The organism is Geodermatophilus sp. SYSU D00684 (assembly GCF_054050455.1).
Genome location: NZ_JBJGZI010000034.1, coordinates 41,493 through 51,986 on the forward strand (window position 1 = coordinate 41,493; position 10,494 = coordinate 51,986).

The 10,494-nt window shown below is 75.8% G+C and carries 13 protein-coding genes; 7 read left to right on the plus strand and 6 right to left on the minus strand.

Annotation, left to right across the window (positions count from 1 at the left end; translation table 11 throughout):
* Positions 1 to 45: 45 nt before the first annotated feature.
* Positions 46 to 1,299 (minus strand): glutamate-5-semialdehyde dehydrogenase, encoded by a 1,254-nt coding sequence (locus ACI79L_RS20895; RefSeq protein ID WP_456938631.1) that lies wholly within the window; start codon positions 1,297 to 1,299, stop codon positions 46 to 48.
* A 65-nt stretch (positions 1,300 to 1,364) separates the two neighbouring features.
* On the opposite strand from ACI79L_RS20895, the gene ACI79L_RS20900 reads away from it, so the two are divergent.
* Genes ACI79L_RS20900 through ACI79L_RS20915 form a run of 4 tightly spaced genes read left to right on the plus strand, consistent with a single transcriptional unit; the run spans position 1,365 to position 4,552 of the window.
* Positions 1,365 to 2,321 carry a metal ABC transporter substrate-binding protein gene (locus ACI79L_RS20900; RefSeq protein WP_456938632.1) on the plus strand — a complete coding sequence of 319 codons (957 nt, stop codon included), beginning with the start codon at positions 1,365 to 1,367 and terminating at the stop codon, positions 2,319 to 2,321.
* A complete protein-coding gene (locus tag ACI79L_RS20905; RefSeq protein ID WP_456938633.1) occupies positions 2,318 to 3,121 on the plus strand; it encodes a metal ABC transporter ATP-binding protein in 804 nt (267 codons plus the stop codon). The genes ACI79L_RS20900 and ACI79L_RS20905 overlap by 4 nt, the downstream gene beginning before the upstream one ends.
* A gap of 1 nt (position 3,122) precedes the next feature.
* Positions 3,123 to 4,145 (plus strand): iron chelate uptake ABC transporter family permease subunit, encoded by a 1,023-nt coding sequence (locus ACI79L_RS20910; RefSeq protein WP_456938634.1) that lies wholly within the window; start codon positions 3,123 to 3,125, stop codon positions 4,143 to 4,145.
* Positions 4,142 to 4,552, plus strand: a complete 411-nt coding sequence (locus tag ACI79L_RS20915; RefSeq protein ID WP_456927077.1) for a Fur family transcriptional regulator — start codon at positions 4,142 to 4,144, stop codon at positions 4,550 to 4,552. The genes ACI79L_RS20910 and ACI79L_RS20915 overlap by 4 nt, the downstream gene beginning before the upstream one ends.
* Here the strand turns inward: ACI79L_RS20915 and ACI79L_RS20920 are convergent.
* Positions 4,543 to 5,025: a MarR family winged helix-turn-helix transcriptional regulator gene (locus ACI79L_RS20920; RefSeq protein WP_456938635.1), complete on the minus strand. Its 483-nt coding sequence runs from the start codon at positions 5,023 to 5,025 to the stop codon at positions 4,543 to 4,545. The genes ACI79L_RS20915 and ACI79L_RS20920 overlap by 10 nt on opposite strands.
* A gap of 72 nt (positions 5,026 to 5,097) precedes the next feature.
* Between ACI79L_RS20920 and ACI79L_RS20925 the strand changes: the two genes are divergently transcribed.
* Genes ACI79L_RS20925 through ACI79L_RS20935 form a run of 3 tightly spaced genes read left to right on the plus strand, consistent with a single transcriptional unit; the run spans position 5,098 to position 6,432 of the window.
* Positions 5,098 to 5,754: a maleylpyruvate isomerase family mycothiol-dependent enzyme gene (locus ACI79L_RS20925; protein WP_456938636.1), complete on the plus strand. Its 657-nt coding sequence runs from the start codon at positions 5,098 to 5,100 to the stop codon at positions 5,752 to 5,754.
* Positions 5,751 to 6,056 (plus strand): hypothetical protein, encoded by a 306-nt coding sequence (locus ACI79L_RS20930; protein ID WP_456927080.1) that lies wholly within the window; start codon positions 5,751 to 5,753, stop codon positions 6,054 to 6,056. Before ACI79L_RS20925 ends, ACI79L_RS20930 begins: the two co-directional genes overlap by 4 nt.
* 43 nt (positions 6,057 to 6,099) lie before the next feature.
* Positions 6,100 to 6,432 carry a hypothetical protein gene (locus ACI79L_RS20935; RefSeq protein ID WP_456938637.1) on the plus strand — a complete coding sequence of 111 codons (333 nt, stop codon included), beginning with the start codon at positions 6,100 to 6,102 and terminating at the stop codon, positions 6,430 to 6,432.
* Between the two features lie 9 nt (positions 6,433 to 6,441).
* Here ACI79L_RS20935 and ACI79L_RS20940 read toward each other — a convergent pair whose 3' ends face one another.
* Genes ACI79L_RS20940 through obgE form a run of 4 tightly spaced genes read right to left on the minus strand, consistent with a single transcriptional unit; the run spans position 6,442 to position 10,367 of the window.
* Positions 6,442 to 7,224 carry an isocitrate lyase/PEP mutase family protein gene (locus ACI79L_RS20940; RefSeq protein ID WP_456938638.1) on the minus strand — a complete coding sequence of 261 codons (783 nt, stop codon included), beginning with the start codon at positions 7,222 to 7,224 and terminating at the stop codon, positions 6,442 to 6,444.
* A 22-nt stretch (positions 7,225 to 7,246) separates the two neighbouring features.
* The gene (gene def, locus ACI79L_RS20945; protein WP_456938639.1) at positions 7,247 to 7,729 is read right to left on the minus strand and encodes a peptide deformylase; all 483 of its coding nucleotides are present in this window, start codon (positions 7,727 to 7,729) and stop codon (positions 7,247 to 7,249) included.
* Positions 7,726 to 8,862: a glutamate 5-kinase gene (gene proB, locus ACI79L_RS20950; protein ID WP_456938640.1), complete on the minus strand. Its 1,137-nt coding sequence runs from the start codon at positions 8,860 to 8,862 to the stop codon at positions 7,726 to 7,728. The genes def and proB overlap by 4 nt, the downstream gene beginning before the upstream one ends.
* A complete protein-coding gene (obgE, locus tag ACI79L_RS20955; protein ID WP_456938641.1) occupies positions 8,859 to 10,367 on the minus strand; it encodes a GTPase ObgE in 1,509 nt (502 codons plus the stop codon). Before obgE ends, proB begins: the two co-directional genes overlap by 4 nt.
* Positions 10,368 to 10,494 lie beyond the last annotated feature (127 nt).

Genomic DNA, 10,494 nt, shown 5'->3' on the forward strand with positions numbered 1-10,494 from the left:
TCCTCGGCTGGGGCGGTGGGGTGGGTGACCGCTCGGCGGCCGGGATCAGCGGGTGTGGCCGTTCCCGGTGACGACGTAGGTGGTGCTGGTCAGCTCGGGCAGGCCCAGCGGCCCGCGCGCGTGCAGCTTCTGCGTGGAGATGCCGATCTCGGCGCCGAAGCCGAACTCGCCGCCGTCGGTGAACCGGGTGGAGGCGTTGACCAGGACGGCCGCGGCGTCGACCCCGGCGGTGAACGCGGCGATGGCCGACGCGGAGTCGGCGACGATCGCCTCGCTGTGCCCGCTCCCCCACCGCGCGATGTGCTCCAGCGCGGCCGGCAGGTCGTCGACGACGCGCACCGCCATGTCCATCGACAGGTACTCGGTGGCCCAGTCCTCGTCGGTGGCCGGGACGACGGCCTCGTGCGCCGCGCGGGCGGCGTCGTCGCCGTGCAGGGTCACACCGGCGTCGGCCAGGGCGGTGAGCAGCCGCGGCAGGAACGGCGCGTCGCGGTGCACGAGCAGCGTCTCCGCGGAGTTGCAGACGCTCACCCGGTGGGTCTTGGAGTTGAGCACGATCGCCTCGGCCATCGCCGGGTCGGCGGAGGCGTCGACGTAGACGTGGCAGTTGCCGACGCCGGTCTCGATCACCGGCACCTGCGCCTCGCGGACCACCCGCTGGATGAGCGAGGCACCGCCGCGCGGGATGACGAGGTCGACGTGCCCGCGCGCGGACAGCAGCTCGCCCACCGAGGCGCGGTCGGCCGGCAGAAGCTCGACCGAGCCCTCGGGCAGCCCCGCCTTCTGGCCGGCCTCCATGAGCACGGCGACCAGCGCGAGGTTGGTGCGGTACGCCGAGGCCGAACCGCGCAGCAGCGCCGCGTTGCCGCTCTTGAGGCACAGGCCGGCGGCGTCGACGGTCACGTTCGGACGGGCCTCGTAGACGATCCCGACCACGCCGAAGGGCACCCGGACCTGCCGCAGCTCCAGCCCGTTGGGCAGCCGCGAGCCGCGGACGACGTCGCCGACCGGGTCGGGCAGGGCGACCAGCTCGCGCAGGGCGGCGGCCACGCCGGCCACCCGCCCGGCGTCCAGCCGCAGCCGGTCGAGCACCGACGCCGGCGTGCCGTCGGCCTCGGCGGCCGCGACGTCCCGGGCGTTGGCGGCCAGCACCTCGTCGGTCCGCTCGACCAGCGCCTCGGCCATCGCGGTGAGCGCGGCGTCCTTGACGTCGGTCGGGAGGGTGCGCAGGACGCGGGACGCGGCGCGGGCGCGCAGCGCGGCGGCCCCGATCAGCGGCAGGTCGGCGGCGTCGGACACGCCCCGCAGGGTACGCGCCGCCCCCTCCGGCCAGGCACCTCCGCCGCTGTGTGAGAATGGTTCTCATGACCACGACGACGCGCGTCCTCGCCGCGACCACCGCGGCCGCCACCGCCCTGCTGCTGGCCGCGTGCGGCTCCGCCGGGGAGGACGAGGCCGCGGCCGCGGACGGCGTCTCGGTCGAGGCCGCCTTCTACCCCCTGCAGTGGGCGGCCGAGCGGGTCGGCGGCGACCGCGTCGACGTCCAGTCGCTCACCCCGCCGGGCGCCGAGCCGCACGACCTGGAGCTGACCCCGCAGGACGTCGCGTCACTGACGGAGGCCGACCTCGTCGTCTACCTCGCCGGGTTCCAGCCCGGCCTCGACGAGGCCGTCGACGAGGCGGGGGACGCCGCCTGGGACGCCGGCGAGGCCGCCGACCTGTCGCCGGCCGCCGAGGAGCACGGTCACGAGGGCGAGAGCGAGGAGGAGCACGCCGAGCACGCCGGCGAGGACGGCGAGGCCGTCGACCCGCACTTCTGGCTCGACCCCACCCGGCTGGCCGACGTCGGCGACGCCCTGGCCGACCGGCTGGCCGAGGTGGACCCCGACGGCGCGGACACCTACCGCGAGAACGCCGCGGCGCTGCGCACCGACCTGGAGACCCTCGACGCCGAGATGGAGCAGGGCCTGGCGGACTGCGCGGTGACCACGCTGGTCACCGCACACGACGCGTTCGGCTACCTCGGCGAGCGGTACGGCCTCGACGTGGTCGGCGTCAGCGGGCTGAGCCCCTCGACCGAGCCCAGCCCGGCACAGCTGGCCGAGATCTCTACGCTGGTCCGGGAGCGCGGGGTGACGACCGTCTACACCGAGACCCTCGTCGACCCCGCCGTGGCCGAGACCGTCGCCGAGGAGGCCGGTGTGCGAACCGCCGTCCTCGACCCGATCGAGGGCCTCACCGACGAGTCGGCCGGGGACGACTACCTCGCGGTCATGCGCGCGGACCTCGCCACGCTGCAGGAGGGACAGGGCTGCGCATGAACGACGCCGCGCTCCGGCTGGCCGGCGCCACGATCGGCTACGGCGACGTGGCCATCGTCCGCGACGCCGGCCTGACCGTCCGGCGCGGCGAGGCCGTGGCGGTCCTCGGCTCCAACGGCTCGGGCAAGACCACCCTCATGCGGGGCGTGCTGGGCCTGGCCACCGTGCTCGGCGGGACCGTCGAGGTGCTCGGCGCCCCCGTCGGCCGGCTGCGCGAGCGCGGGCGCGTGGGCTACGTCCCGCAGCGGCACACCGTCAGCGGCGCGATGCCGGCCACCGTGCGCGAGGTGGTCGGCGTCGGCCGGCTGCCGCGGCTGGGCCTGTTCCGCCGGCTCGGCCCGCGCGACCGGGACGCCGTCGCCGAGGCGGTCGACGCCGTGGGCCTCGCCGACCGGCTCGAGGACCCGGTCGCCTCCCTCTCCGGCGGGCAGCAGCGCCGGGTGCTGGTGGCCCGGGCGCTGGCCGCCGAGCCGGAGCTGCTGGTCATGGACGAGCCGACCGCCGGCGTCGACGCCGCCAGCCAGGCCGCGCTGGCCGCGGTGCTGGCCCGGGTCGCGGCCGCCGGGACGACACTCGTCGTCGTGACCCACGAGACCGGCCCGCTCGCGGGCGTGCTCTCGCGCGCGGTCGTCGTCGACTCCGGCCGGCTCACCTACGACGGGCCGCTGGCCGGCGCCGGGCCCGCCGGCCCGGACTGCCACCACCCCGAGGAGGCCGCCGAGCCGGCGGCCCGCGGCTACCGCCTGGACCAGCCGCGGCCGGCGCCGGACGCCGTCCGCGTGCGCCACGGGAGCCGCTGACGTGGAGCTGCTCGAGTACGGGTTCATGCAGCGGGCGCTGCTGGCCTCGCTGATGGTCGGCCTGGTCGCGCCCGCCGTCGGCGTCTTCCTGGTGCAGCGCCGGCTGTCGCTGCTCGGTGACGGCCTCGGGCACGTCGCGCTGACCGGCGTCGGCATCGGGGTGCTCACCTCCACCGCGCCGGTGGGGACGGCGCTGGTCGCCGCCGTGCTGGGCGCGGTGCTCATCGAGCTGGTCCGCGCGCGCGGGCGGACCAGCGGCGACGTCGCCCTCGCGGTGCTGTTCTACGGCGGCATCGCCGGCGGCGTGGTGCTGCTGTCGTTGGCGCCGCGCGGGCAGGCCACCAACCTCGACGCCTACCTGTTCGGCGCGATCACCACGACGACCACCGCCGACGTCGCCGTCTTCGCCGTCATCACCGTCGTCGTGCTCGCGGTCGTGTGGCTGCTCGGCCAGCGACTGTACGCGGTCAGCGACGACGAGGAGTACGCCCGCGCGGTCGGCCTGCCGGTGCTGCCGCTCAACGTGGTGCTGGCCGCGCTGGTCGCCTCGACCGTCGTGCTGTCGATGCGCGTGGTCGGCCTGCTGCTGATCAGCGCGCTGATGATCCTGCCGAGCGCGGTCGCCCAGCTGGTCGGGCGCAGCTTCCGCGCCACCCTGTACCTGGCCTGCGCGATCGGCGTCGTGGTCAGCGTCGCGGGGACGGCGGCGTCGTACTACACGGGCACCCCCTCCGGCGGCACGATCGTGCTCCTGGCCATCGCCCTGTTCCTGCTGGTCACGGTGGTCGTGGCGCTGCGCGAGGCGACGGCGCGGCGCCGGCACGGGCGGCGGGTGCAGGTGCACGCCGCGCACCCGCACGAGCACGGCGACGGCTGCGGCCACCGCCCCGTGCCGCACGGCGACCACGTCGACTACGACCACGACGGGCACCTGCACGCGCCGCACCGCACCGGCACGGGCGTGCACTACGACGAGCACACCGAGCACGTGGCCCCGCCGCCGGTCGGGACGGAGCGGCCGTGAGCGCGCCGGAGGTCCCGGTCCGCCGCCAGACGCGCCAGCGGACCGCGGTCATGGCCCTGCTCGAGGAGCTCGACGGGTTCCGCACCGCTCAGGACCTGCACGCCCTGCTGCGCGAGCGCGGCGACGCGGTCGGCCTGGCGACCGTCTACCGGTCCCTGCAGGCGCTGGTCGACGACGGCCTGGTCGACGTGCTGCGCGGCGAGGACGGCGAGGCGGCCTACCGGCGCTGCTCGCCGGTGCACCACCACCACCTGGTCTGCCGCTCGTGCGGGACCACCGTGGAGGTCGCCGACCCGCCGGTGGAGCGCTGGGCCGCGAGGGTCGCCGCCGAGCACGGCTTCGCCGACGTGCAGCACCAGCTGGAGGTCTTCGGGACCTGCGGCAGCTGCACCGCCGCTCAGCGGTAGGGGTCGGTCACCTCGCGCAGCCGGGTGAGCGCCGCCCGCAGCTGGGCCGTGGTCTCCTCCCCCAGGTACGCCGTCCACTCGGCCTCGACCTCGGCCTCCACCCGGCGGGCGAGCGCCACCAGCTCCTGGCCCCGCTCGGCGATCTGCACCAGCCGGGCGCGGGCGTCGGTGGGGTCGGGCACGCGGCGCACGTAGCCCGCCCGCTCGAGCTGGTCGACGAGGTGGCCGGCGGTCTGCTTGGTCACCAGCGCCTGCGCGGCGAGGTCGGTCAGCCGGGTGCCGGCCGGGCCGATCCGGGCGGCGATGCGGCCCTGGGCGAGCGTGAGGTCGTCGAAGCCCTCGGCCGCCATCGTCGCGAGCAGCCGGGCCTCCATCGCGCGGTGCGGGTAGAAGCAGAGCAGGGCCAGGTTCTGCTGCTCCTGCTCCCGGCCCGGGCGGTCCCCGTCCTGCCGGACCTCGTCTCGGACGCTCACGATCCCCCTTGACGTTGGTCAGACGATCTGACTGAATGGTCAGATCATCTTACCAACACCGAGGGGGCCGTCGTGGACCTCGACGACGTGTGGCGCTGGACCGACTCCCAGCGGGCGAGCCTGGCCGATCTGCTCGACGACCTGTCGCCGGCCGAGTGGGAGACCCCGTCCCTGTGCGAGGCCTGGCGGGTGCGCGACGTCGCGGCGCACCTGACGCTGGCGCAGACGGGACTCCGGGACCTGGTCGTCCCGGCGATCCGGGCGGGCGGCAGCTTCAACCGGATCATCCGGGACACGGCGCTGCGCGTCGGCCCGCTGCCCGACGACGAGTACGGCCGGCGGATCCGGGCGATGGTCGGATCACGGCGTCGGGCGCCGTTCATCTCCCCGATCGAGCCGCTCCTCGACGTCCTCGTGCACGGGCAGGACATCGCCGTCCCGCTGGGCCGGGAGCGGCCGGTCCCGCCGGCCCCCGCGGCCGTGGCGGCGCGGCGGGGCTGGGACATGGGCTTCCCGTTCCGGGCGCGGAAGCGGCTGGCCGGACTGCAGCTGCGGGCCACCGACAGCGACCTCGTGCTGGGCGGGGGCGCCCCGGTCGAGGGCACGACGGGTGACCTCCTGCTGCTGGTCACCGGGCGCACCGCGACGGTGCACCGGCTATCCGGCGAGGGCGCGCGACGGCTGCCGGCGGCGGACGGCCGCCGGGAGGGAGTGAGGAGGACGTCATGACCCTGGGCGTGATCACGGACGTGTCCGCACCGGTCGAGCTCTACGACGCGGTGCACGCGGCGATGCTGGAGCGGAACGGCCCGGCCTTCGACGGCCTACTGCTGCACCTGGTCCGGCCCACCGCGGACGGGTTCCAGGCGATCGACGTGTGGGAGTCGCGGGAGGACCTGGAGCGCGCGAACCGAGAGGTCATCGAGCCGGCGTTCGCCGAGGTGCTGCGGGGACAGGAGCCCCCGGCCTCGGTGTCCACCGAGTTCGAGGTCCGCGGCCTGGTGCTCCCCCGCGCCGGCGTCGCCATCTGACCGCGGGGCTCAGTTCGTCGAGGGGGACGAGATGGTCTGGGCGGTGATCGAGGACGTGACCGCACCGGCGGAGTCGTACGACCTGGTGGAGCTGTACGACACCGTGCACCGGCTCCTGCTGGAGCGCACCGGTGGGGAGTTCGACGGACGGCTGGTGCACCTCACCTGGCCGACCGCCGACGGGTTGCGGGTGATCGAGGTGTGGGACTCCCGCGAGCAGTACGACCGCTACGGCCGCGAGGTCATCGGACCGCTGGTCGACGAGGTCCTGGCGGGGCGGCCGCACCCGCCCGAGCTCGTGACCCGGTTCGCCGTCCGCAGCCTGGTGGTCCCGGCCGGCGGGGCGGTCGTCCCCGCCGGCGTGGCGGCCCGGTGACCCGCCGGGTCAGTTGAGCGCGCGGGTGCCGGGCGGCAGGACGCCGCCGCCGACCATCTCGACGACGGCGTCCTGCAGCGCGGTGAGCGCGACCCGCTGGGTGAACGGGCCAGTGGAGACGCGGGCGACGCCGAGCTCCTGCATCTCGCGGGCCGGCAGCGACCGGCCGGGCACGCTGATCAGCGTCAGCCTGTTGCGGCCCAGACCCTCGACGACCGTCTCGATCTCCTCGCGCCTGATCAGCCCGGGCACGAACACGACCGGGGCGCCGGCCTCGAGGTAGGCCTTCCCGCGGCGGATCGCCTCGGCGACGAGCTCGCCGCGGTCGGCAACCTTGGCGGCGCGGACGAAGGTGTCGGTGCGGGCGTTGAGCACGAACTCGATGCCGGCGTCCCGGCCGGCCCGCACCACCGCCTCGACGGCGGCCACGGCCTCGTCGAGCGGCTTCATCTGGTCCTCGAGGTTGCCGCCGACGACGCCCTTCTCGATGGCCCGGCGGGCGGTCTCGCCGGCGTCGCCGTAACCGGCCTCCATGTCCATGCTGACCGGCAGGTCCACCGCGGCGGCGATCCGGCCGACCATGTCCAGGTGCAGGTCGAGCGGGATGTTCTCGCCGTCCTCGTAGCCGAAGGTGGCGGCGATGCCGTGGCTGGCGGTGGCGAGGGCGCGCACGCCCTCGGTGGCGGCCACCACCTGCGCGGAGACGACGTCCCACACGTTGGTGAGGACGAGGATCTCCGGGGCGGTGTGCAGGTCGAGGAGGGTCCGGGCGCGGGTGGCGAGGTCGGTCACGGGACCCGACCGTACGGCCCGGCTAGCGGTCGCGCAGCGCCCGCAGGGCGGCCTTGCGGGCCTCGCCGGCGAGCCGGTCGAGGAACACCTTCCCGTCGAGGTGGTCCACCTCGTGCTGCAGGCAGCGGGCCATGAGCCCGGTGCCCGACAGCCGCAGCGGCTCCCCGTGCACGTCGAAGCCCTCGACGACGGCGGACATCGCCCGCACCGTGGGCGCCCAGAGCCCCGGGATGGACAGGCAGCCCTCGTCGCCGTCCTGGGTCTCCTCCGACAGCTCCACGACCCGCGGGTTGACCAGGTGGCCGATCTCGCCGTCGACGTTGTAGCTGAACACCCGGGCGCTCACCCCGATCTGCGGGGCGGCCAGCCCGGCGCGGCCGGGGTGGTCGACGGTCTCCTCGAGGTCGCGGACCAGGGCGGCCAGTTCCTTGTCGAAGGCCCGCACCTCGTCGGCGGGCGTGCGGAGCACGGGGTCACCGAGCTCGCGGATGGGGCGGATCGTCACCCGGGCAGTCTCGCAGCCGTCCGCGGCCGCCCGACCAGCACCATCTCGTCGCGGTGCACCACCTCGCGCCGGTACTCCGGGTCGAGGTCGGTGGTGCGGCGGCCGAGCAGCGCGGGCATCTCGCGGGCGTCGTAGGCGACCAGCCCGCGGGCGACGACGGTGCCGTCGGGCCCCACGAGCTCGACCGGGTCGTCGGCCAGGAAGTCGCCGTCGACGCCGGTGACGCCGGCGGCCAGCAGCGAGGCGTGCCGCTCGCGGACCGCGCGCACCGCGCCGTCGTCGAGCACCAGCCGCCCGCGCGGCCGGCTGGCGTAGCGCAGCCAGAACTGCCGGCCCGAGGGACGGCGGCCCGAGGGCTCGAACAGCGTGCCGACCCGCTCGCCGGCCAGCGCGGCCGCGGCCTGGGGCGTGGAGGTGACCACGACCGGCACCCCCGCGCCCGAGGCGATGAGCGCCGCCTCGACCTTGGTGGCCATGCCGCCGGTGCCGACGCCGTTGCGCCGGGCGGTGCCGAGGGTGACCGCGGCGAGGTCGCCGGGGCCGCGGACGGTGTCGAGCAGCTGCGCGGGGCCGGTGCGCGGGTCGCCGTCGTAGACGCCGTCGACGTCGGACAGCAGCACCAGCGCGTCGGCGGCGGCCACATGCGCCACGAGGGCGGCGAGCCGGTCGTTGTCGCCGAAGCGGATCTCGTCGGTGGCGACGGTGTCGTTCTCGTTGACGATCGGGATCACGCCGAGGGTGAGCAGCCGCTCCAGCGTCTGCCGGGCGTTGCGGTAGTGCCCGCGGCGGGTGAGGTCGTCGGCGGTCAGCAGCACCTGCCCGACGGTGACGCCGTGCCGGTCGAAGGCGTCGGCGTAGGTCTGCACCAGCCGCAGCTGGCCGACGCTGGCCGCCGCCTGCGCCGTCGCGAGGTCCCGCGGCCGGCCCTCGACGCCGAGCGGCGCCAGGCCCGCGGCGATCGCGCCGGAGGACACCAGCACCACCTCGCGGCCCTGCGCCCGCACCGCGGCGAGGACGTCGACCAGCGCGGCGAGCCGGTCGGCGTCCAGCCCGCCCGGCAGCGTGGTCAGCGACGAGGACCCGACCTTGACGACGACCCGGGGTGCGCCGGCGACCTGCGGGCGGGCGGTCACTCGCCGTCCTCCGGCAGCTCGCCGTCGGGCAGGTCGCCGTCGGGCAGGTCGTCGTCGGTCCAGGTCTCGGTGAGCTCGTACGGGACCCGGCGGGCTTTCTTCGCCGCCAGCCGCTCGGCCGCGCGCACGCGGTGCGGCGCGTCGATGCGGTTGTCGGTGCCGCGGCCGCCGAGGCCCGCGGTCTCCTCGGCCAGCGGCGTGCCGGCGGGCAGGCTGGGCGCGAAGTCGAACGCGACGTCGCCGATGACGACGGTGTCGCCCTCCTGCGCGCCGAGCTTCATCAACTCGTCCTCGACGCCGAGCCGGTTGAGCCGGTCGGCGAGGTAGCCGACCGCCTCGTCGTTGGTGAAGTCGGTCTGCCGCACCCAGCGCTCGGGCTTCACGCCGCGGACGACGTAGGCCTCGTCGTCGGCGTCGAAGGCGACGGTGAAGCCGGAGTCGTCGACGGCGCGCGGCGTCAGGGTGATGCGGACCGGCTCGGGCGCCGGCAGCGACGCGCGGTACTGCTCGACGGCGGCGCCCAGCGCGTAGCCGAGCTCGGCCAGCCCCTCCCCCGTCGCGGCGCTGACCGGGAACACCCGCAACCCGCGCTCCTCCAGCGCCGGGCGGACGAGGTCGACCAGCTCGCGGCCGTCCGGCACGTCGATCTTGTTGAGGACGGCGAAGCGCAGCCGGCCCACCAGGTCCAGCTCGTCGCCCCCGTACTCGGCCAGCTCGTGCTCGAGCGCGTCGATGTCGCTCTCCGGGTCGCGGCCGGGCTCGAGCGTCGCCATGTCGATCACGTGCACGAGCACCGCGCAGCGCTCGACGTGGCGGAGGAACTGCAGGCCCAGGCCCTTGCCGGTGGCCGCGCCCGGGATCAGTCCGGGCACGTCGGCCATCGTGAACACCGTGTCGCCGGCGCGGACGACGCCGAGGTTGGGCACCAGCGTGGTGAACGGGTAGTCGGCGATCTTGGGCCGGGCCGCGGACATCGCCGCGATCAGCGAGGACTTGCCCGCCGAGGGGAACCCGACCAGCCCGACGTCGGCGACGCTCTTGAGCTCGAGGACGGCGTCGAGGCCCTCCCCCGGCTCCCCGAGCAGCGCGAAGCCGGGGGCCTTGCGCCGGGGGTTGGCCAGCGCGGCGTTGCCCAGCCCGCCCTTGCCGCCGTGCGCGAGCACGACGCGGGTGCCGGCGCCCATGAGGTCGGCGACCACCTCGCCGCCGACGCTGACGACGGTGCCCTCGGGGACGCGCAGCACGCGGTCCTCGCCGCGCGCGCCGTTCCGGTGGCTGCCGGCGCCGGGTCGGCCGTTGCCCGCCTTCTGGTGGGGGCGGTGGTGGAAGTCGAGGAGCGTGTGGACCTGGGGGTCCACCTCGAGGACGACGTCGCCGCCGTCCCCTCCGTTGCCGCCGTCGGGGCCACCGAGGGGCTTGTACTTCTCGCGGTGCACGGACGCGACGCCGTGACCGCCGTTGCCCGCGGCGACGTGCACGACGACGCGGTCGACGAACGCGGCCATGTCTGCTCTACCTGCTCACTGCTCGCTCAACGACGACGAGCCCCCCCGCCGGCCCCCCCCCGCGCCCCCCCCCCCCCGCCCCCCCAACCCCCCCCGCGACCCCCCCCACCCCCCAGCAACACAACCA

Bases quoted from the DNA above. Each gene is read 5' to 3' on its own strand.
- obgE (WP_456938641.1), bottom strand. From the start codon at position 10,367: ATGGCCGCGTTCGTCGACCGCGTCGTCGTGCACGTCGCCGCGGGCAAC.
- ACI79L_RS20905 (WP_456938633.1), top strand. From the start codon at position 2,318: ATGAACGACGCCGCGCTCCGGCTGGCCGGCGCCACGATCGGCTACGGC.
- ACI79L_RS20900 (WP_456938632.1), top strand. From the start codon at position 1,365: ATGACCACGACGACGCGCGTCCTCGCCGCGACCACCGCGGCCGCCACC.
- ACI79L_RS20930 (WP_456927080.1), top strand. From the start codon at position 5,751: ATGACCCTGGGCGTGATCACGGACGTGTCCGCACCGGTCGAGCTCTAC.